This window comes from Bacillus sp. FSL L8-0152 (assembly GCF_038006365.1).
Classification (GTDB): domain Bacteria; phylum Bacillota; class Bacilli; order Bacillales; family Bacillaceae_G; genus Bacillus_A; species Bacillus_A cereus.
This window is the reverse complement of record NZ_JBBOVB010000001.1, coordinates 798,628-819,238: the sequence shown is the minus strand read 5'-3', so window position 1 is coordinate 819,238 and position 20,611 is coordinate 798,628. Positions and strand designations below refer to the sequence as shown.

Here is a 20,611-nt window from a genome sequence, read left to right as displayed (position 1 = left end):
AATGAATGATTCCCCCTAATTAAAACTTCTCTGGATTTAATAATGCATACACTAAATACACTGTAATTGCTGCGACAATAACCGATAAGACAATCATCATGATTGCTTTCCTTCTTTCACAACTTTATCTGACCAACTTGCAAGACTTGCCATCGATGCAACTAATAAAATAAAAATCCCGACCATTACAACATCTAACATAACTATCCCTCTCTTCTTTTTTGTAAAAATTTACCATCAAAATATTAAAAAAGAACACTGAGCTCTACTCAGTGTTCAAAAAATGAACAACAAAAAGTAAACCTCCTCTCTAAACGCTTACGAGGTTAGCTGTCGGATTCGGGCCTAAAGAGTAGCCCTACTTTCAAAACTGAAAGATTCACCCCAAGTGACGATGCACAAAATTGGTTCCCCCGCTCCATTTCTGGAACTCAGCGATTTTAGGTTTTTTTGGAAATTTTATGAATGATTTATGAGAGTAAATATACTCCTCTATATTTCACTTGTAAAGGGGTAAATTGCTGAAAATAATAATATTTACATTCATTTAAACGCTTACATTGAAGATTATTACTATTATTTCATCTATTTTCTTTATTTCTCTTTTCTTTTCTTAAAAATGACCTTTTAAATATGAAATAAAAAGAGCGAATGACATGAAGTGCATAGCCTGTTGCACTCAGCATTCGCTCTTTTTTATTCAACCTTTATTCTCCTCTTAAAAATGCACGTAAATTTCTCCCACGAATATAAACTTGTGTCAATTCTGCATGTAGCTGCTCATACTCGGTAATATCCATCTCTAAATACAAAGCATCTTTTGACGGTAATATAATATATGGCCCGGGAAAAAGAGGATCAATCTGAACCAATTCTTGAACTCGCTCTACCGATACTGCCCAACGATTTGCTATATCTCCAAGTAATAGTACCTTCATCATTTCTTCCCCCGCCCTATTCAAAAAATAAAAAAGAAATATTATCACAATTTGTAAACACGACAAACTTAGCTCCAATTGTTTCATAGAGCCTCGCTGGATATCGTTTATTCCTTGTAACAACAGTAATAGGTGCTTGAAAAAAAAAACGAATGTGTTCTGTGAAGAAACTAACGATTGGAAGCTCATCCCCTAGTAAAATGACCTTCTTAATACACTCACAAATACTAGTAAAATCCTGCTCCTTACTACAACTATAAGTCCAATCAAACCCACAATTCCTAACTTCAGCCGCTACCTCTTCATTTGCTGTAAAAATAACTAACTCATGTTGAAATGCAACTAGATCTCTTAAACTATTTACCTTACTTTCTTCTCCAACACAAATAAGTGTTAGTTCCATGTACCTCATCCTCCTTAGTATAAAAGAAATCAAACATAGATTGATATTCCCCTATACTAATCAGATCGATGAAGTGATGTATCCATCATGGCACCGTCCTCTCTCAAGACGCTTACGAAGTTAGCTGTCGGATTCGGGCTTTGAGAGTAGCCCTACTTTCAAATTTGAAAGATTCACCCCTAGTGACACTGCACAAATTGGTTCCTCCGCTCCATATAATTGGACTCAGCGTTTACAAAAAAATATATTCTGGCTGATATATTACTCCTGTATTTTGAAAAAGTAAACAGAAAAAAAGCCAGTTATAAAACTGGCTTTTCACTTATCTATACACGCGTTCTATTCACTTTATACGCAAAATGATTCGTCGGTCCATGACCACTACCAATATTCAATGGCTCTTCAATTGCTATACTAATAAATCGTTTTGCTTCTTGAACAGCATCTTCAATTGAGTATCCTTTCGCAAGTCCTGCTGTAACCGCTGAAGCAAATGTACACCCACTTCCGTGCGTTTGCTTTGAAGGAATTCGCTCGCTTCTAAACTCAATAAATTTTTCTCCATCAAAGAGGAAATCAATTACTTCATTACCTTGATATTCTGCATGTCCGCCCTTCATAAGCACATATTTAGCACCTAATTCGTGCAATACTTTTGCAGCTTCCTTACTATCTTCAACATTATGAATCTCCATCCCAGTTAACACTTCTGCTTCTGGGACATTCGGTGTTATAACAGTTGCTACTGGTAATAAATATTCTTTTAATGCATGAACTGCTTCTTGCTGTAATAATGATGCACCGCCTTTTGCGATCATAACGGGATCTAGCACAATATTATTCCAGCCAAATTTTTCAATTTGTTCTGCAACAATTTGAATTATTTCACTACTAAATAACATTCCTAGTTTCACTGCATCTGGTGTTAAATCCGTACCAATTGAATTCAGCTGTTCTGTAATACCTTCTAACGGAACAGGATATACCCCTTGAACGCCAAGCGTGTTTTGAGCAGTAATTGCCGTAATAGCCGTCATTCCGTATACACCAAGCTCTTGGAATGTTTTTAAATCTGCCTGAATTCCAGCACCGCCGCCGCTATCAGACCCTGCAATTGTTAAAGCTTTATTCACTTTCATCCCACTCATCCTTTTCTATCCAAAATAGCGATGATAAATCGTTTTTGCTTCGCTTATATCTTTCGTTCCATGTACGAGCACACGGCCATCTTTAAAGGCGACTAACCTCTTGTCTTCAACAGAAAATGATAGTAAATATGGATTTACATTTAAATCATTCACGCGACCTTCCAGCAACTCTTTATATTGTTCAAAATTCATTTCTTCTTTATGAGGTGGTCTAATTTGAACTGTATTTCGCCCGCATAAAACTGCTGTTTTTGATGTGTTCTCTTTATTTAAATACGGATATAATGCATTCTCTCCGCATGAAGAACAATTATGCTGGCGAAGCTTTTGCACATTCATACATGAATACTCATTCTTCCACATATCAAACGATACAAGCCCATCTCGAAGTGATTCGTAATCTTCTACTAACAGTTTAAGAGCTTCTGTTACTTGATGAGAAACGACAAGAGATACAGCAGGTGATATAATACCCGCTGTATCACATGTTGCCCCGCCAAGCGGAATCGACTGCAATAAACATGATAAACATGGTGTTTTACTAGGAATGATTGTATAAGAAAGACCGTAACTACCTACACATGCACCGTAAATCCATGGAATAGAATATTTTTGTGCTATATCATTCACAATAAAGCGTGTTTCAAAATTATCAGTCGCATCAATCATTACATCAACGTTTGTAACAAGTTCTTCTAGCTCTTCAGCTGTTACGTCTTGAACGAGAGCTTCTATTGTTACATCGCTATTAATCTCTTCTAAACGTTTTTTAGCCGCTATAGCTTTTGGGAGATTATTCTTTACGTCGCTCTCTGCATACAATTGTTGTCTTTGTAAATTACTCCAATCTACATAATCACGGTCAACAATTGTTATCTTGCCAACACCCGCTCTTACAAACATCTCTGCATTTGCACTACCTAATGCACCTGCACCGATAATAAGTACATGCTTTTCTCTTATCTTTTGCTGCCCTTCTGCTCCAATTGGAGAAAATAGTTCTTGGCGAGAATATCGATTATTCAACTACGCTCATTCCTTCTAAAGGACTACTTGCAGTTGCACAGCGCTTACGTGCAATACGACCTGCTTCAAATCCTAAACGGCCTGCTTCAATACTTAGTTTCATTGCCTGCGCCATTTTAATAGGATCTTTCGCTCCTGATACAGCTGTATTTAATAACACGCCATCTGCTCCTAATTCCATTGCAAATGCCGCATCAGCTGGGCTACCAATACCAGCATCAACGATAACTGGTACTGTCGCTTGTTCAATAATGAAGCCCAAATTTAATGGATTTACAATACCAAGTCCTGATCCGATTGGAGATGCTCCTGGCATAATCGCATGCACGCCAAGCTCTTGTAATTTACGTGCTAATACAACATCATCAGATGTGTACGGAAGTACGATAAATCCTTCTTCCAGTAACATTTCAGATGCCTTTAACGTTTCTACCGGATCCGGTAATAACGTTCTATCATCACCAATAACTTCTACCTTTATCATGTCACAAAGCCCAGACGCTTTTGCTAATTTTGCAATGCGAACAGCCTCTTCAGCATTTTTTGCCCCTGCTGTATTTGGTAATAACGTATATTTTTTCACATCAAGTTTCTCTAATAAATTAGGTTGCTTTGCATCAAAGATATCCATACGACGTACTGCAAACGTTAAAATTTCAGCTTCAGAAACGTCAATTGCCTTTTGCTGTACGTCAAAATCAGGGAATTTACCTGTACCTAATAAAAGTCTAGAATGAAATGAAAATGGTCCAATGTTCAACATAATCAACCGCCTCCTACGAAAGTTACAATCTCAATTTGATCTCCATCAAAAACAGATGTATCTGTATGATCATCTTTTTGTAAAATATCTTTATTACGCTCTACTACAACAATTCTGTTATCTAGCTCTAAATGTGTAAGTAGCTCAGCTACTGTTTTTACACTCGCTGGCACTTCAATTTGGTTACCATTAATTTTTAATCTCAAACTTCCATCCCCTCTCTAAACTCTTCTAGAAAGCAAGGAATCTAGCAAATGATTCTCTTGCTCTCCTTCTATTAAATCAGCCATATATTGGCCAGAAATAGGACTTAATAAAATACCGTTCCGATAATGGCCCGTGCAAGCATATAAACCTTTTATTTCTTCATGCTCTCCCATATAAGGAGCTTCATGATTCGATTGTGGTCTTAATCCTGCCCATGCGCTTTCCCATTCTGCTTCTTTTAAAGCTGGCAATATTGTATAAGCACGCTCCAATATAGAAGTTATACTTTCTGGCTGCACAGTTTTATTGAACGTATGTGGCTTCATTGTTGCCCCAATTACGTAACGTCCACCGCGCTTTGGAGCAATGTAAAATCTTTCTTGAAAAATAGGTGCTTTTAAAAGTTGTTTTCTACTTCTTACCGCAACCACTTCTCCTTTAACTGGATATGTACCCCAATCGCGGTGAAAATAACTGAGTAACTTCGTGCTCCATGAACCTCCTGCAATAACGACTTTCTCACATGTGACAATACCTTCGCTCGTAAAAATTCCGGTCACTTTATTATTTTCAATACGAATATCAAACACTTCTGTCTGTTCATATATATCAGCACCTGACATTGCCGCAGAATGTGCGAATGCTTTCGTAAGCTCTGGTGCAATAACATGACCGTCTTTCGGATAATATACTGCTCCTATAATAGATTCGGATAGATACGGCTCTTTTTCCCGCACATGGTCTCCCGTTAGAAAATAGGAATCTTCACCTGTTTTTTGCTGCCAATCCATAATGTGAAGAATTCTTTCCTTCTCATCTTCATTTTGAGCAATACGATAAATTCCTTTTTCTTCATATCCAATATCAATACCCGTCTTTTCACGTAAAACTGCTGCAAGTTGTGGAAATATAGCTCGGCTTTCTCTAGCAAGTTCAAATAGCGGATCATACGCATCCCATTCTGCCTGAACACCAAGTAGACCAGCAGCTGCTTTTGAAGCTTCCGATGCAATTCTTTGCTTCTCTACAATCGCTACTTTATGTCCTCTTTCTGCTAGAAAATGTGCAACTGAACTACCAATTACACCACCACCAATAATCGCTACATCATACTTCTCACACATGTTTTTCCGCCCACTTTCTTATTGATTCCTTATAAGATTTCGCTTTGCTATACGGGTCACTACTACTTACAATTCCGGACATAACTGCTATACCGCTTACACCGTTAGTAAGGACATCCACTGCGTTTTCTGGAGTAATTCCTCCAATTGCTGTAATCGGTATAGATAAACACCTTGCAATGTCAGAAATTTCTTCAAGCCCTCTCGCTGGCACACCTTTTTTACAATCTGTCGGAAATACATGACCATAAACGAGTGAATCCGCTCCATTTTTAAATGCTACTATCGCTTCATCTAGCGAATGCACAGAATAACCGACATGCAAATACGAAAACTTTTCTTTCACTGACTTTATATCTGTGCTTCGATACCCTAGTTGAACACGAGGAATATTTAATAAAATTGCAATATCAATTCGATCATTTATGACAATTTTAGAAGCCGGAAAGCCTTCCATTAAAAGACTTTCCACACCTTCATATAACTCCTTCGTACTCTTCTCACGCTCACGAATATGCAAATAATCAATCTCACTCTCAATTTGCATCGCTACATTCACTAGCTCTTCGAATGGCATATGGCCATTTGAGATTACGTGGAGCTCATTTTTCATATTCATTCGCCTACTTTAAAATATTTTCGAATAGTTCATCGGCTGGAACGGTTTCTTTCGTCATTCCTTTGTCCTTCAGCCATTTATTTTGTTTCTCCCAAGATTCTTTTGAATCTGATAAAAATGGCTCATCTTTCGTTTCCATCTTCTCTAATAAAATTTTCATACTTTCCTTTTCAACTTCTGGCACAAGTGGGAAGTTTTCTTTTTCTTGATGATTTAATAAAATATTCAATGCTTCATCTGGGTTTTTCTTCATGAAATCATAGCCTTTTTTCGTACCACGTAAGAAAGCTTGCAACGCTTCTTTATCTTTTTTCAACGTTTTATCACCTGTTACAAACACAAGTTCATGATAGTTCGGTACTCCGTAATCAGCTGGATTAAAGTAAGCTGGTTCATGGCCTTCATGACGCATAACCGGTACTTCATGATTAATGTATGCCCCTGTTACCGCATCCACTTTTTTCGTAATTAAGGCTGGTACTAAATCAAATCCAACATCAACTACTTTCACTGTATCAGGATTACCACCAGCTTCTTTTACCATCGTTTTTAAATACATCTCACTTAAAGGTGTTCCAGAATATCCTACTGTTTTTCCTTCTAAATCTTTCGGTGATTGAATACCCGCTGATTTCAGCGATACGACATGATTTAATGGTGAACGTACGACAGCCCCAATTGATTTCACTGGAATTTGCTCATTTGCTCTTGCCATAACAACATCTGGCTGATAATACAAGCCAACTGTCACCTTCCCTGCTGCTGCCAATGTTAATGGATCAGTCGGATTAGAAGGAAATTTAATATTTACCTTTACACCTTCTTCTTTAAAGTATCCTTTTTCAATTGCTGCATAAATAAAGCTATGTACCGCATTTGGATACCAATCTAACATGACTGTTATTTCTTTCTCTTTTTTACTTTTTTCTGATGCTGAATTACTCGAACATCCTGTAATCATTGCAATTAATAATGTAAACACAAAGATGCGCTTTAAAAATTTCATGAATGCTTCCTCCAACTAATGAATTTCTTTTCTAATATGGAAATAAGTACGACGAAGAAAATAGCTAATAATGATAACAATACAATGGGTGCAAATACGCCAGCTCCATCTAACTGCGTCATCATTCTCTTACTGAAATATCCAAGTCCAGCTTGTGCACCGAGCCATTCTCCAATTGCTGCTCCGATAACACTAAGCGGAACTGCAATTTTTAAAGCTGAGAAAAAATAAGGAAGAGCAGACGGCAACTTTAATTTAAGAAAAATATCTCTTTTCGTTGCTCCATATGTAACTAAGAGCTCCTCCCATTCTTTTTTTGTACTACGCAGTCCATCATACGTATTGACCGCAATCGGGAAAAACGTAATTAAAACTGTGACAACAACCTTACTCCAAATTGTGTATCCAAACCATAAAACAAATAGCGGAGCAAGCGCAGTAATCGGAATCGTTTGTGAAGCAACTAATAATGGATAAAATGCTCTTTCCATCCATGTACTCGCATTCATTAACATCGCTAGCCCTACACCTAATACGATAGAAATAACAACACCTATTAAAACGACGTATAACGTTGCAGGTAAATGAACCGTAAATAATATGTCTTTTAGTTTCCATATCTTCATTACAATCGCAGACGGTGACGGTAAAATGTACATCTCATCTACAATTCTTGCTCCTATTTCCCACACAGCTAGTAAAATACTAGAAAGTGTAATAGCAGGAACTAATTCTTTCAATCGGTTCATCACACAAGTACCTGCCTTTGTAACATACTAAGAAGCTCATCTTTCAGCGCTAATACTTCCGGTTTATATAAATCTTTTCGTGTTCTGTTATGATCAAGTGGTACAATCCGCTCAGTCAAAGTCGTTATCGGCTGCTGTTCCACTACTAAAACTCGGTTCGAAAGAAATAACGCTTCTTCAACATCATGAGTAATGAATAAAATTGTTTTTTCCCACTCTTGCCATTGTTCAAACAGCCATTCTTGCAAAGAGGCCTTCGTTAAAGCATCTAACGCGCTAAACGGTTCATCTAATAACAATATCTCCCCGCCCGTTAACAAAGTTCGGATAAAAGATACGCGTTGCCTCATACCACCAGATAAATCTTTCGGATGTTTTGTCTCATATCCTTGTAAACCAAATTTATATAACAGTTCCTTTGCCTTTACTTGGGCTTCTTTCTTCTGTACACCTTGGCACTCTAGCGGCAGAGCAGCATTCTCAATAATTGTTCTCCACGGCAAAAGCATATCTTTTTGCGGCATATATCCTACAGGATGGTGCTTTGTTTCTGTCAGTTCTATCTTTCCAATACTTACCTTCTCTAGGCCTGTAATAAGGCGAAATAAAGTACTTTTCCCACATCCACTCGGTCCGATAATACTGACAAACTCTTTCTCATGTATAGAAGCATTTAATTCATGGATGATTGGTTTCTCATCGTAATGAAAAGAAACATTATGAAACTGTAGTATGTTCTTGCTCCTCAAATCCCCACATCTCCTTACGATAGGACATATCCCAGAATAAATATTCAAATCGACTGGAATATAAGAAAATCTCCTCTAATCTATCTAGTTCTTTCTCAGACTTTCCAACTGCCATTTCATTTAATAAATCTATTAACCAAATACAAAGATTACCGTATTCTTCCGAACTATATCCTTGAATCCACTCACCAAAAAACTCATGATCTCTTGCTCCAGGAATATCATTTAAACGCTTTCCAATTTCCCAGTAGCTCCACATACATGGAAGAAGCGCTGCTATTAATTCTGCAAGTGTGCCATTTTGAGATACAGACATCATGTAATTTGTATAAGCTAAATTTTTAGCAGATGGTTTCGCAGACTCTATATCCTCTATAGAAATTCCAAGTCTTTTTGCATATTGTTTATGGATTGTCATTTCGCCATTTAATATCCCATCAATTTGTTCAGCGAACTTTCCCATTACTTGTGGATTCGTTGCTTTTACAACACCAATCGCATATAACTTTGCATAATCTAGCAGATATAAATAATCTTGAATAATATAATACTGGAATTTATCTTTTTCTAACGTGCCATCTCCCATACCCACTACAAACGGATGATTATGACTCATCTCCCAAACCGGTTGCACAGTTTCTAATAATCTATCGCAAAATTTCATTTCTCTATCCCCTTTCAATATATGTATCTAAATAAAAAACCACTTCTATATATAAGAAGTGGTTACAGCAAATAAAATTATACATTTATTCGATGTTCCACTTCCCTTCGCTAGTATTACCTAGATCAGGTGTTATAAGGGTTAAGGATTATTCCTCTCTCAGCAAATCAAGCACCCCTAGTGGTTTCAATATGAAATTTTTAAATAAAAAAGCCCCGTTTCTATACGCAAAGAAACGGGGACTCATTGTTAGTGTCCGAATTGCTTCCCTACGCTAGCATAATCTAGATCAGGTAATAAAAAGGATCAAAGGCTTACGGCCTACTCTCAGCTGGCAACACCAGCTCTCCTAGCAAACTATAAAATTATCACTGTCAGTATAACACCCTAATAAGACATCATCAACTGTTTTAATTTTCTTAATTATCAACAAAATATTGAAGTTATACAATACATACATTCTATTTTAGAAAATAAAACCCAAATTAATTGTATAAAAAGGAATCATTATCCTCAAAAAATTTATTTTTATATTGATTTCATATTACATTTATGTGAATACACCCACTATATTATATCTTTATACTATAATAAAATTACAACTATACAACTAGAGGAGGTCTCTATTCCATGAATATGAAAGCTACGGCTTTAACAGCAACTACTGTAGCGATTGCTTCTTTACTTCCTTCTATGGGTGAAACAAATGTACAAAAAGCAAACGCTGAACAATTATCTAATGTTAAAACTGGGTATGTCAAAGTCGATCAAGTAGCATTACATACAGAAGATAACGTAAAAAGCACATCAATTGATACAATTCGCTTTAATACAAAAGTGAACATCCTTGAAACAACTAATGGTTGGTATAAAGTATCTGTTCATAATAAAGTAGGTTATGTACAAAAAGATGCTATTTTACTAAAAAACAAACTTCAATCTAATGATCAATACATCGTCAATGCTAATGCATTAAACGTTCGCTCTGAACCTAATTTAGAATCTTCCATTTTAGATGTATTACCAAATGGCAAGTTTATTACTGTTCAAGAAGATCAAGGCGAATGGTATAAAATATCACATAATGGCCAAACGGGTTACGTACAAAAAGCATTCATCTCTAATGGTTCACAACCCTTAGTAAAAGGAATCACCGTTCAAAATAATACAAAATATACTGTTGCAACACCTAATCTGAATGTACGTAGCAACACTAGTACAAGTAGCGCTCTACTCGGTTCATTACAAAACGGTACACAAGTACAAGTAGTAGAAACTGTAGGAACTTGGTATAAAATTCGTTTTGGCACAGGATACGGATATGTAGCAAAACACTATGTAGTACAAAATCAACCACAGGCTAAAACAGATCAGCCTTCATCTATTCCAGCTGCTTTCAAATTCCCTGCTCAAGGAAGAATTAGCTCAACCTTTGATATACGCTGGGAACAAATGCATTATGGTATAGATATTGCTGCTCCAGGGAACGTCTCTATCCAAGCTGCTGCTGCAGGTAAAGTTGTGAAATCTTATTATTCAGCTAGCTATGGCAATGTTGTGTTCATTGCGCATCAAATCAATGGGAAATTATATACAACTGTTTATGCTCATATGAAGGATCGCACTGTACAAACTGGTGATCAAGTACAAGCTGGACAATTAGTAGGTCATATGGGCAACACAGGTCATTCATACGGGCAACATCTTCATTTTGAATTACATAATGGAGAATGGAATTTTGAAAAAACAAATGCAGTAAATCCACTGCCATATTTAGTTAGGTAAATTGTATGCCACGCAATATACCTCTTATAATTGAATACGCAGCCTTTTTAGGTTTAATCTGTTGTTTAATCATTTACAATACAAACATTGTATTTTTATCTATTATTATTGCTTTTGTTGCATTAGAAATTATGATGGAATCATTTCAAGTGCAACTAAAACAAAAAATTGCCCATATTTATAACGCTATATTTCTTTTGAGTGCTCTCATAACAAATATAATTAGTAATGGCTTTTATTTATCTACTGTATTTCCAGTATTCTTTATGGCTGTTTTATTATTTGTAGCTAGATATATTAATGTCCCTTATAACCAAAAACAAAAACAAGAACAAGAAGCTTAGAAAGAGGAGACACTGTGTACCAATCTTTCAAAGATACTCCAATAAAATACATATTGCATTTGTATAAGAAAGCCAATACTTTTTTTGGTATACAAGGAAGTTATACTGCACAACTTCTTCTATATGGAATGTTGTTTCTTGTTTTAATCACTTTCTCCTTGTTTTACTAACAAAAAAGGATCTCACATAAACTGGAGATCCTTTTTAATTTATATTAATTTTTCATATCGAAAATATTGTTTATCCACAAGCATATTTTTCATAAATAAAGCTCAGATTATATTTTTTCTCTAAGCTCATTCGTTGTTCGTCATCGCACCAATAGAAAAGAATATCATGAATCGTTGCGTAACGCTTATTTTTAAGAAATAGCCTAAAGAATGATGGTAAACAATCATGTAATTGTATAAATATATAATTGCGTAGTGTTTCTTCTTTATATTCAATGCCCTTACAAATATACAGTAATTCTTCACAATAATATGCATGCTGTGGAACTTGTATCATCTCGAAAAATGGCACATAAGATAGTAGCTTTCCAATAAAATGACCGTATCGATCCATTACTCCTATCGTCATATGCTCCATCATTTCTTTCATTACATATAAATAATCATCTACATGTGTTGTCTTTAATGGGTCTAAGCGATCGGAAATTTGAGATAATACAGCTCTTTGACATGCTAAAACTGCCTGACTAGGTCCATAATATGATAGGAAATCTGTACACTTACGATATTTCCGTAATAAATCATGTGTATATAAATCATATACGAAAGTATTACAATACATTGCTAAACTCATCATATCACTATTTAATTGCTCTTTTGATAATGATTTCGCTCTCTTGCACATATAAAAGAATGTAAATTCCAATACTTCTTTATGAGATAATAAATGTTTACAATCGGTTATACATTTCTCATTAAATTTAACTCTATCCCAAATTTCAATATCCCTATCTGTCAATTCACCTATACGATATTTAATAATTAAATAGTTTAAAGCAACTGATTGCGTCAAAAGATCCCATGTTTCATATTCCAATGAAGTATGAACAAACTCAGCTAATCCTTGTGCTATCATAAAAGCATTTGCCTCTTCATACCAACCAATCTCTTGGCATAAGCGAAGAATACGCACTAAAGTTGGAATTTCATCTTTATGAAACTGCGGTAAATTCTTTACTTTATTCATGCCATATACGATAAATGCCGCTAAATTTTCTTCTTTATAAAATTCTTTCTCTTTCCATACTAATATAGTTCGTTCTTTCCCCTCACCTTTTGGGTGACAAGGTACAAGCAAAGAAAATAATTCAGCAAAATTATTTGGTTCTATATATGTATCTGTAACCAAATTCCAATTTGGATCGCCCTGTACAGCCTTCATATAATTCCCCTTCCCTTTTCATCTATGTAGGAAATATTAATTTATTATCGTACCACTAAAAATTAATATTGTTATATTCAAAATCTCTCATAATACTTATATCTATCAGTATATCATCTTTTCTCTTATTAAAAATGAAGAATAACAAATTTAAAAAAACTGTGGAAATTATTAACCATATACTTATTATATAATGCCTCAGATACATCACGCTAACATATTAGTTTAATCCATATATACTAGAATAATGCATCTGAACTTTATATATAATTTAGCTCTTTATGAGTGACCATTAAAATCTCGGTTAATTAAAGTTTCAATTTACTCTGTACGCTCTGAGATTTCGCTCAAGGCAAATCCAGCTTGATCATCTGCCGATTCCCTTATAGCTAAATCCCCTAGTGCTAACATGCCAATAAGCTGACCACTATCAACTACTGGTAACCGTCTAATTTGATACTGTGCCATTAGCTCTGTAGCTTTTTCAATAGAATCATTTGGAGAAACTGAGATAATATTTGTTGTCATTACATTTGTAATTTTATTAGATCCAGGATGTTTTTCAGCAATCCCTCGAACAACTAAATCTCGATCAGTAACAAGCCCAATAACTTGCTCATTTTCAACAACAGGAATTAACCCAACCGATTCTTCCTTCATTTTTACAGCTGCCTCATATACATTGTCTAGCGGTGTACAATGTACAATATGGGTACTCATTAAGTCTCTAACTCGTGTCATTATTTATTTCCTCCTTTTTATACATACCATAGCTTTTCCAAAATTCCTTTATTTATTTCTGGAAAGTAACATGATAAAAAGGATCAACAAAATAAAAAAGAGCCAGCATAATGCTGACTCTTTTTTGTATGACCCGTACGGGATTCGAACCCGTGTTACCGCCGTGAAAGGGCGGTGTCTTAACCACTTGACCAACGGGCCATGGCTCCGCAGGTAGGACTCGAACCTACGACCGATCGGTTAACAGCCGATAGCTCTACCACTGAGCTACTGCGGAATAATATATGGTGGGCCTAAATGGACTCGAACCATCGACCTCACGCTTATCAGGCGTGCGCTCTAACCAGCTGAGCTATAGGCCCATATACTTTACAGGGGCAGTAGGAATCGAACCCACACTGGAGGTTTTGGAGACCTCAGTTCTACCTTTAAACTATGCCCCTAAATGATGCCGGCTAGAGGACTTGAACCCCCAACCTACTGATTACAAGTCAGTTGCTCTACCAATTGAGCTAAGCCGGCATAAAAAAAATGGTGGCTCGGGACGGAATCGAACCGCCGACACGAGGATTTTCAGTCCTCTGCTCTACCGACTGAGCTACCGAGCCAACATAAATGGCGGTCCCGACCGGGGTCGAACCGGCGATCTCCTGCGTGACAGGCAGGCATGTTAACCACTACACCACGGGACCATTTGGTTGCGGGGACAGGATTTGAACCTGCGACCTTCGGGTTATGAGCCCGACGAGCTACCGTGCTGCTCCACCCCGCGACAATATTAAATTAAAAAATGGAGGAGGTAGAGGGATTCGAACCCCCGCGCGACTCTCGCCGCCTGTCGGTTTTCAAGACCGATCCCTTCAGCCGAACTTGGGTATACCTCCATGAAGGAAAAAAATAAATATTTATTATTATATGTCTAAACCATTTTTAAAAATGGAGGAGGTAGAGGGATTCGAACCCCCGCGCGATTCTCACCGCCTGTCGGTTTTCAAGACCGATCCCTTCAGCCGAACTTGGGTATACCTCCGAGACATATATTAAATAAAGTGGAGCCTAGCGGGATCGAACCGCTGACCTCCTGCGTGCAAGGCAGGCGCTCTCCCAGCTGAGCTAAGGCCCCATGTTTTTTGGAATATCGGGAAGACAGGATTTGAACCTGCGACCCCCTGGTCCCAAACCAGGTGCTCTACCAAGCTGAGCCACTTCCCGTTAATAAAAGCGCGCCCGAGAGGAGTCGAACCCCTAACCTCTTGATCCGTAGTCAAACGCTCTATCCAATTGAGCTACGGGCGCATATGGTGCCGAGGGCGGGGGTCGAACCCGCACGGTGGTCACCCACCGCAGGATTTTAAGTCCTGTGCGTCTGCCTGTTCCGCCACCCCGGCATGTCATATTGAAAATTGGAGCGGAAGACGGGATTCGAACCCGCGACCCCAACCTTGGCAAGGTTGTATTCTACCACTGAACTACTTCCGCAAGACATGTATGAGTTATTTTATTAAAAGTGCGGGTGAAGGGAGTCGAACCCCCACGCCAAAGGCGCTAGATCCTAAGTCTAGTGCGTCTGCCAATTCCGCCACACCCGCATGTTTTATTAAAAATGGTGAGCCATGAAGGATTCGAACCTTCGACCCTCTGATTAAAAGTCAGATGCTCTACCAACTGAGCTAATGGCTCTTAATGGCTGGGCTAGCTGGATTCGAACCAGCGCATGACGGAGTCAAAGTCCGTTGCCTTACCGCTTGGCTATAGCCCATTAATTAAGAATGGTGGAGGGGGGCAGATTCGAACTGCCGAACCCTAAGGAGCGGATTTACAGTCCGCCGCGTTTAGCCACTTCGCTACCCCTCCGACATATATGGTGGAGGATGACGGGATCGAACCGCCGACCCCCTGCTTGTAAGGCAGGTGCTCTCCCAGCTGAGCTAATCCTCCATTTTGCCTGGCAACGTCCTACTCTCACAGGGACAAGGTCCCAACTACCATCGGCGCTAGAGAGCTTAACTTCCGTGTTCGGTATGGGAACGGGTGTGACCTCTCTGCCATCATTACCAGACTATATTCATTTAAGACAAGAATCATTTTAACTCATTTACTTTTAAAAGTCAACAAGTTTTTTATATTCTTTCAAAACTAGATAACATTGCTTCATATTATATGGTTAAGTCCTCGATCTATTAGTATTCGTCAGCTCCACATGTCACCATGCTTCCACCTCGAACCTATCAACCTGATCATCTTTCAGGGATCTTACTAGCTTACGCTATGGGAAATCTCATCTTGAGGGGGGCTTCATGCTTAGATGCTTTCAGCACTTATCCCTTCCGCACATAGCTACCCAGCTATGCCCTTGGCAGAACAACTGGTACACCAGCGGTGCGTCCATCCCGGTCCTCTCGTACTAAGGACAGCTCCTCTCAAATTTCCTACGCCCACGACGGATAGGGACCGAACTGTCTCACGACGTTCTGAACCCAGCTCGCGTACCGCTTTAATGGGCGAACAGCCCAACCCTTGGGACCGACTACAGCCCCAGGATGCGATGAGCCGACATCGAGGTGCCAAACCTCCCCGTCGATGTGGACTCTTGGGGGAGATAAGCCTGTTATCCCCGGGGTAGCTTTTATCCGTTGAGCGATGGCCCTTCCATGCGGAACCACCGGATCACTAAGCCCGACTTTCGTCCCTGCTCGACTTGTAGGTCTCGCAGTCAAGCTCCCTTATGCCTTTGCACTCTACGAATGATTTCCAACCATTCTGAGGGAACCTTTGGGCGCCTCCGTTACACTTTAGGAGGCGACCGCCCCAGTCAAACTGCCCACCTGACACTGTCTCCCGGGTCGATAAGACCCGTAGGTTAGAATTTCAATACAGTCAGGGCGGTATCCCACCAGCGCCTCCACCGAAGCTAGCGCTCCGGTTTCAATGGCTCCCGCCTATCCTGTACAAACTGTACCAAAATTCAATATCAGGCTACAGTAAAGCTCCACGGGGTCTTTCCGTCCTGTCGCGGGTAACCTGCATCTTCACAGGTACTATAATTTCACCGAGTCTCTGGTTGAGACAGTGCCCAAATCGTTACACCTTTCGTGCGGGTCGGAACTTACCCGACAAGGAATTTCGCTACCTTAGGACCGTTATAGTTACGGCCGCCGTTTACTGGGGCTTCAGTTCAGAGCTTCGCTTACGCTAACCCCTCTCCTTAACCTTCCAGCACCGGGCAGGTGTCACCCCCTATACTTCGCCTTACGGCTTCGCAGAGAGCTGTGTTTTTGCTAAACAGTCGCTTGGGCCTATTCACTGCGGCTTTCCGTTAAGAAAGCACCCCTTCTCCCGAAGTTACGGGGTCATTTTGCCGAGTTCCTTAACCAGAGTTCTCTCGCACACCTTAGGATTCTCTCCTCGCCTACCTGTGTCGGTTTGCGGTACAGGCACCTTTTATCTCGCTAGAAGCTTTTCTTGGCAGCGGGGAATCAAAGACTTCGCTCCATAAGGAGCTTCCCCATCACAGCTCAGCCTTCACGATAAGCGGATTTGCCTACTTATCAGCCTAACTGCTTGGACGTGCACAACCAATCGCACGCTTCTTCTATCCTTCTGCGTCCCTCCATTGCTCAAACGATAAAGAGGTGGTACAGGAATATCAACCTGTTGTCCATCGCCTACGCCTGTCGGCCTCGGCTTAGGTCCTGACTAACCCTGAGCGGACGAGCCTTCCTCAGGAAACCTTAGGCATTCGGTGGACGGGATTCTCACCCGTCTTTCGCTACTCATACCGGCATTCTCACTTCTAAGCGCTCCACCAGTCCTTCCGGTCTGACTTCACTGCACTTAGAACGCTCCCCTACCACTGATACCATTGGTATCAATTCGCAGCTTCGGTGGTGTATTTAGCCCCGGTACATTTTCGGCGCAGAGTCACTCGACTAGTGAGCTATTACGCACTCTTTAAATGGTGGCTGCTTCTAAGCCAACATCCTAGTTGTCTAAGCAACTCCACATCCTTTTCCACTTAATACACACTTTGGGACCTTAGCTGGCGATCTGGGCTGTTTCCCTCTTGACTACGGATCTTATCACTCGCAGTCTGACTCCTAAGGATAAGTCATTGGCATTCGGAGTTTGACTGAATTCGGTAATCCGATGAGGACCCCTAGTTCAATCAGTGCTCTACCTCCAAGACTCTTACACTTAAGGCTAGCCCTAAAGCTATTTCGGGGAGAACCAGCTATCTCCAGGTTCGATTGGAATTTCTCCGCTACCCACACCTCATCCCCGCACTTTTCAACGTGCGTGGGTTCGGGCCTCCATTCAGTGTTACCTGAACTTCACCCTGGACATGGGTAGATCACCTGGTTTCGGGTCTACGACCACGTACTAAACGCCCTATTCAGACTCGCTTTCGCTGCGGCTCCGCCTCTTCAGCTTAACCTCGCACGGGATCGTAACTCGCCGGTTCATTCTACAAAAGGCACGCCATCACCCATTAACGGGCTCTGACTATTTGTAGGCACACGGTTTCAGGATCTCTTTCACTCCCCTTCCGGGGTGCTTTTCACCTTTCCCTCACGGTACTGGTTCACTATCGATCACTAGGGAGTATTTAGCCTTGGGAGATGGTCCTCCCAGATTCCGACGGAATTTCACGTGTTCCGCCGTACTCAGGATACATTCAAGAGAGAACGAAGTTTCGACTACGGGGTTGTTACCCTCTACGACGGACCTTTCCAGGTCGCTTCGTCTACCTCGTTCCTTTGTAACTCCGTATAGAATGTCCTACAACCCCAAGAGGCAAGCCTCTTGGTTTGGGCTATGTTCCGTTTCGCTCGCCGCTACTCAGGAAATCGCATTTGCTTTCTCTTCCTCCAGGTACTTAGATGTTTCAGTTCCCTGGGTCTGTCTTCCATACCCTATGTATTCAGGTAAGGATACCATACCATTACGTATAGTGGGTTTCCCCATTCGGAAATCTTCGGATCAAAGCTTACTTACAGCTCCCCGAAGCATATCGGCGTTAGTCCCGTCCTTCATCGACTCCTAGTGTCAAGGCATCCACCGTGCGCCCTTTCTAACTTAACCAAACTAAAAATTAAAAAATATGAGCTACACTGTTATCTAGTTTTCAAAGAACATACATTTATATATGAGAGATAGTTCTCTCAAAACTGAACAAAACGAAACACGGAAACTTATATTGATGAACAGCGTTCATCAATTCTCCATAGAAAGGAGGTGATCCAGCCGCACCTTCCGATACGGCTACCTTGTTACGACTTCACCCCAATCATCTGTCCCACCTTAGGCGGCTGGCTCCAAAAAGGTTACCCCACCGACTTCGGGTGTTACAAACTCTCGTGGTGTGACGGGCGGTGTGTACAAGGCCCGGGAACGTATTCACCGCGGCATGCTGATCCGCGATTACTAGCGATTCCAGCTTCATGTAGGCGAGTTGCAGCCTACAATCCGAACTGAGAACGGTTTTATGAGATTAGCTCCACCTCGCGGTCTTGCAGCTCTTTGTACCGTCCATTGTAGCACGTGTGTAGCCCAGGTCATAAGGGGCATGATGATTTGACGTCATCCCCACCTTCCTCCGGTTTGTCACCGGCAGTCACCTTAGAGTGCCCAACTTAATGATGGCAACTAAGATCAAGGGTTGCGCTCGTTGCGGGACTTAACCCAACATCTCACGACACGAGCTGACGACAACCATGCACCACCTGTCACTCTGCTCCCGAAGGAGAAGCCCTATCTCTAGGGTTTTCAGAGGATGTCAAGACCTGGTAAGGTTCTTCGCGTTGCTTCGAATTAAACCACATGCTCCACCGCTTGTGCGGGCCCCCGTCAATTCCTTTGAGTTTCAGCCTTGCGGCCGTACTCCCCAGGCGGAGTGCTTAATGCGTTAACTTCAGCACTAAAGGGCGGAAACCCTCTAACACTTAGCACTCATCGTTTACGGCGTGGACTACCAGGGTATCTAATCCTGTTTGCTCCCCACGCTTTCGCGCCTCAGTGTCAGTTACAGACCAGAAAGTCGCCTTCGCCACTGGTGTTCCTCCATATCTCTACGCATTTCACCGCTACACATGGAATTCCACTTTCCTCTTCTGCACTCAAGTCTCCCAGTTTCCAATGACCCTCCACGGTTGAGCCGTGGGCTTTCACATCAGACTTAAGAAACCACCTGCGCGCGCTTTACGCCCAATAATTCCGGATAACGCTTGCCACCTACGTATTACCGCGGCTGCTGGCACGTAGTTAGCCGTGGCTTTCTGGTTAGGTACCGTCAAGGTGCCAGCTTATTCAACTAGCACTTGTTCTTCCCTAACAACAGAGTTTTACGACCCGAAAGCCTTCATCACTCACGCGGCGTTGCTCCGTCAGACTTTCGTCCATTGCGGAAGATTCCCTACTGCTGCCTCCCGTAGGAGTCTGGGCCGTGTCTCAGTCCCAGTGTGGCCGATCACCCTCTCAGGTCGGCTACGCATCGTTGCCTTGGTGAGCCGTTACCTCACCAACTAGCTAATGCGACGCGGGTCCATCCATAAGTGACAGCCGAAGCCGCCTTTCAATTTCGAACCATGCAGTTCAAAATGTTATCCGGTATTAGCCCCGGTTTCCCGGAGTTATCCCAGTCTTATGGGCAGGTTACCCACGTGTTACTCACCCGTCCGCCGCTAACTTCTTGAGAGCAAGCTCTCAATCCATTCGCTCGACTTGCATGTATTAGGCACGCCGCCAGCGTTCATCCTGAGCCAGGATCAAACTCTCCAATAAAGTTAGTTTGTCTAGCATCTAAAAATAAAAATTGACGTTTCACGTTGTTTGTTTCGTTCAGTTTTCAAAGAACTTGTCCGCCGCTTCAGAAGCGACTTCATCATATTAACATCTTCATTTTTCGATGTCAACTAAGTTTATAAATTTCTTTTTTGTCGTTTTCTGCGTTTCCG

At 40.6% G+C, this 20,611-nt stretch carries 19 protein-coding genes, 20 tRNA genes, 3 rRNA genes and 4 riboswitches; of the genes, 2 read left to right on the top strand and 40 right to left on the bottom strand.

Annotated elements, in window-relative coordinates; all coding sequences use genetic code 11:
* Positions 1–19: 19 nt before the first annotated feature.
* The 15 genes from kdpF to tenA all read right to left on the bottom strand — a co-directional run bounded on the left by kdpF (position 20) and on the right by tenA (position 9,396).
* The gene (kdpF, locus tag MHH27_RS04255; protein WP_223153441.1) at positions 20–97 is read right to left on the bottom strand and encodes a K(+)-transporting ATPase subunit F; all 78 of its coding nucleotides are present in this window, start codon (positions 95–97) and stop codon (positions 20–22) included.
* Entirely contained in the window at positions 97–201 is a 105-nt protein-coding gene (locus MHH27_RS04250; RefSeq protein WP_000887894.1) for a SipW-dependent-type signal peptide-containing protein, read from the bottom strand. The genes kdpF and MHH27_RS04250 overlap by 1 nt, the downstream gene beginning before the upstream one ends.
* Positions 202–301: 100 nt before the next feature.
* A riboswitch (cyclic di-AMP (ydaO/yuaA leader) is annotated at positions 302–447 on the bottom strand.
* 134 nt (positions 448–581) lie between these two features.
* On the bottom strand, positions 582–704 hold the full coding sequence (locus MHH27_RS04245; RefSeq protein WP_001034419.1) for a hypothetical protein: 123 nt from the start codon (positions 702–704) through the stop codon (positions 582–584).
* Between the two features lie 3 nt (positions 705–707).
* The gene (locus tag MHH27_RS04240) at positions 708–941 is read right to left on the bottom strand and encodes a hypothetical protein (RefSeq protein ID WP_002025339.1); all 234 of its coding nucleotides are present in this window, start codon (positions 939–941) and stop codon (positions 708–710) included.
* 13 nt (positions 942–954) lie between these two features.
* A complete protein-coding gene (locus MHH27_RS04235) occupies positions 955–1,341 on the bottom strand; it encodes a hypothetical protein (protein ID WP_139213332.1) in 387 nt (128 codons plus the stop codon).
* 93 nt (positions 1,342–1,434) lie between these two features.
* Positions 1,435–1,582: riboswitch (cyclic di-AMP (ydaO/yuaA leader) on the bottom strand.
* Between the two features lie 85 nt (positions 1,583–1,667).
* Complete coding sequence (gene thiD / locus MHH27_RS04230; protein ID WP_098251181.1) at positions 1,668–2,480, bottom strand: bifunctional hydroxymethylpyrimidine kinase/phosphomethylpyrimidine kinase; 813 nt, start codon at positions 2,478–2,480, stop codon at positions 1,668–1,670.
* Between the two features lie 15 nt (positions 2,481–2,495).
* On the bottom strand, positions 2,496–3,515 hold the full coding sequence (gene thiF, locus MHH27_RS04225) for a thiazole biosynthesis adenylyltransferase ThiF (protein WP_098251182.1): 1,020 nt from the start codon (positions 3,513–3,515) through the stop codon (positions 2,496–2,498).
* Entirely contained in the window at positions 3,508–4,278 is a 771-nt protein-coding gene (thiG, locus tag MHH27_RS04220) for a thiazole synthase (RefSeq protein ID WP_000931980.1), read from the bottom strand. Before thiG ends, thiF begins: the two co-directional genes overlap by 8 nt.
* Positions 4,279–4,280: 2 nt before the next feature.
* Entirely contained in the window at positions 4,281–4,484 is a 204-nt protein-coding gene (gene thiS / locus MHH27_RS04215) for a sulfur carrier protein ThiS (protein WP_088022297.1), read from the bottom strand.
* A gap of 15 nt (positions 4,485–4,499) precedes the next feature.
* Positions 4,500–5,609: a glycine oxidase ThiO gene (gene thiO, locus MHH27_RS04210; protein WP_090978433.1), complete on the bottom strand. Its 1,110-nt coding sequence runs from the start codon at positions 5,607–5,609 to the stop codon at positions 4,500–4,502.
* A complete protein-coding gene (tenI, locus tag MHH27_RS04205; RefSeq protein WP_098251183.1) occupies positions 5,602–6,222 on the bottom strand; it encodes a thiazole tautomerase TenI in 621 nt (206 codons plus the stop codon). Before tenI ends, thiO begins: the two co-directional genes overlap by 8 nt.
* Positions 6,223–6,232: 10 nt before the next feature.
* Positions 6,233–7,234 carry an ABC transporter substrate-binding protein gene (locus MHH27_RS04200; RefSeq protein ID WP_000670422.1) on the bottom strand — a complete coding sequence of 334 codons (1,002 nt, stop codon included), beginning with the start codon at positions 7,232–7,234 and terminating at the stop codon, positions 6,233–6,235.
* Complete coding sequence (locus MHH27_RS04195) at positions 7,231–7,983, bottom strand: ABC transporter permease (protein WP_001080857.1); 753 nt, start codon at positions 7,981–7,983, stop codon at positions 7,231–7,233. Before MHH27_RS04195 ends, MHH27_RS04200 begins: the two co-directional genes overlap by 4 nt.
* Positions 7,983–8,732 (bottom strand): ABC transporter ATP-binding protein, encoded by a 750-nt coding sequence (locus MHH27_RS04190; protein ID WP_001256788.1) that lies wholly within the window; start codon positions 8,730–8,732, stop codon positions 7,983–7,985. Before MHH27_RS04190 ends, MHH27_RS04195 begins: the two co-directional genes overlap by 1 nt.
* The gene (gene tenA / locus MHH27_RS04185; RefSeq protein WP_000666820.1) at positions 8,701–9,396 is read right to left on the bottom strand and encodes a thiaminase II; all 696 of its coding nucleotides are present in this window, start codon (positions 9,394–9,396) and stop codon (positions 8,701–8,703) included. Before tenA ends, MHH27_RS04190 begins: the two co-directional genes overlap by 32 nt.
* An 85-nt stretch (positions 9,397–9,481) precedes the next feature.
* Positions 9,482–9,585, bottom strand: a riboswitch (TPP riboswitch).
* 60 nt (positions 9,586–9,645) lie between these two features.
* Positions 9,646–9,757: riboswitch (TPP riboswitch) on the bottom strand.
* Between the two features lie 269 nt (positions 9,758–10,026).
* Here tenA and MHH27_RS04180 point away from each other — a divergent pair.
* Positions 10,027–11,181 carry an SH3 domain-containing protein gene (locus tag MHH27_RS04180; protein WP_001056045.1) on the top strand — a complete coding sequence of 385 codons (1,155 nt, stop codon included), beginning with the start codon at positions 10,027–10,029 and terminating at the stop codon, positions 11,179–11,181.
* 5 nt (positions 11,182–11,186) lie between these two features.
* Positions 11,187–11,525, top strand: coding sequence for a hypothetical protein (locus MHH27_RS04175; RefSeq protein WP_001137818.1), 339 nt, complete (start codon positions 11,187–11,189; stop codon positions 11,523–11,525).
* A gap of 240 nt (positions 11,526–11,765) precedes the next feature.
* Here MHH27_RS04175 and MHH27_RS04170 read toward each other — a convergent pair whose 3' ends face one another.
* The 25 genes from MHH27_RS04170 to MHH27_RS04050 form a co-directional block, all read right to left on the bottom strand.
* Complete coding sequence (locus MHH27_RS04170; RefSeq protein ID WP_000648915.1) at positions 11,766–12,917, bottom strand: DUF3965 domain-containing protein; 1,152 nt, start codon at positions 12,915–12,917, stop codon at positions 11,766–11,768.
* 321 nt (positions 12,918–13,238) lie between these two features.
* Positions 13,239–13,658, bottom strand: a complete 420-nt coding sequence (locus MHH27_RS04165; protein ID WP_016513712.1) for a CBS domain-containing protein — start codon at positions 13,656–13,658, stop codon at positions 13,239–13,241.
* A gap of 129 nt (positions 13,659–13,787) precedes the next feature.
* Positions 13,788–13,859 (bottom strand) — tRNA-Glu (locus tag MHH27_RS04160).
* A gap of 1 nt (position 13,860) precedes the next feature.
* Positions 13,861–13,935 (bottom strand) — tRNA-Asn (locus MHH27_RS04155).
* Positions 13,936–13,943: 8 nt separating this feature from the next.
* Positions 13,944–14,020: transfer RNA gene (locus MHH27_RS04150), tRNA-Ile, on the bottom strand.
* Between the two features lie 10 nt (positions 14,021–14,030).
* Positions 14,031–14,101, bottom strand: a tRNA-Trp gene (locus MHH27_RS04145).
* Positions 14,102–14,107: 6 nt separating this feature from the next.
* A tRNA-Thr gene (locus MHH27_RS04140) sits at positions 14,108–14,180 on the bottom strand.
* A gap of 10 nt (positions 14,181–14,190) precedes the next feature.
* Positions 14,191–14,266 (bottom strand) — tRNA-Phe (locus tag MHH27_RS04135).
* Positions 14,267–14,274: 8 nt separating this feature from the next.
* Positions 14,275–14,350: transfer RNA gene (locus MHH27_RS04130), tRNA-Asp, on the bottom strand.
* Between the two features lie 3 nt (positions 14,351–14,353).
* Positions 14,354–14,430: transfer RNA gene (locus tag MHH27_RS04125), tRNA-Met, on the bottom strand.
* Between the two features lie 19 nt (positions 14,431–14,449).
* Positions 14,450–14,542, bottom strand: a tRNA-Ser gene (locus MHH27_RS04120).
* 53 nt (positions 14,543–14,595) lie between these two features.
* A tRNA-Ser gene (locus MHH27_RS04115) sits at positions 14,596–14,688 on the bottom strand.
* 20 nt (positions 14,689–14,708) lie between these two features.
* A tRNA-Ala gene (locus MHH27_RS04110) sits at positions 14,709–14,781 on the bottom strand.
* Between the two features lie 15 nt (positions 14,782–14,796).
* Positions 14,797–14,870: transfer RNA gene (locus MHH27_RS04105), tRNA-Pro, on the bottom strand.
* Between the two features lie 10 nt (positions 14,871–14,880).
* Positions 14,881–14,954 (bottom strand) — tRNA-Arg (locus MHH27_RS04100).
* Between the two features lie 3 nt (positions 14,955–14,957).
* Positions 14,958–15,046, bottom strand: a tRNA-Leu gene (locus MHH27_RS04095).
* A 16-nt stretch (positions 15,047–15,062) separates the two neighbouring features.
* Positions 15,063–15,137: transfer RNA gene (locus MHH27_RS04090), tRNA-Gly, on the bottom strand.
* Between the two features lie 29 nt (positions 15,138–15,166).
* Positions 15,167–15,247, bottom strand: a tRNA-Leu gene (locus MHH27_RS04085).
* A gap of 15 nt (positions 15,248–15,262) precedes the next feature.
* Positions 15,263–15,338, bottom strand: a tRNA-Lys gene (locus MHH27_RS04080).
* A 4-nt stretch (positions 15,339–15,342) separates the two neighbouring features.
* Positions 15,343–15,417, bottom strand: a tRNA-Gln gene (locus tag MHH27_RS04075).
* A gap of 11 nt (positions 15,418–15,428) precedes the next feature.
* Positions 15,429–15,512 (bottom strand) — tRNA-Tyr (locus MHH27_RS04070).
* Positions 15,513–15,520: 8 nt separating this feature from the next.
* Positions 15,521–15,596: transfer RNA gene (locus MHH27_RS04065), tRNA-Val, on the bottom strand.
* A gap of 5 nt (positions 15,597–15,601) precedes the next feature.
* Positions 15,602–15,717: ribosomal RNA gene (gene rrf / locus MHH27_RS04060) — 5S ribosomal RNA — on the bottom strand.
* Positions 15,718–15,818: 101 nt separating this feature from the next.
* Positions 15,819–18,740 (bottom strand): 23S ribosomal RNA (locus MHH27_RS04055).
* Positions 18,741–18,886: 146 nt separating this feature from the next.
* Positions 18,887–20,438: ribosomal RNA gene (locus tag MHH27_RS04050) — 16S ribosomal RNA — on the bottom strand.
* Together the 16S, 23S and 5S rRNA genes with 20 tRNA genes alongside form the textbook arrangement of a ribosomal RNA operon.
* Positions 20,439–20,611: the final 173 nt, after the last annotated feature.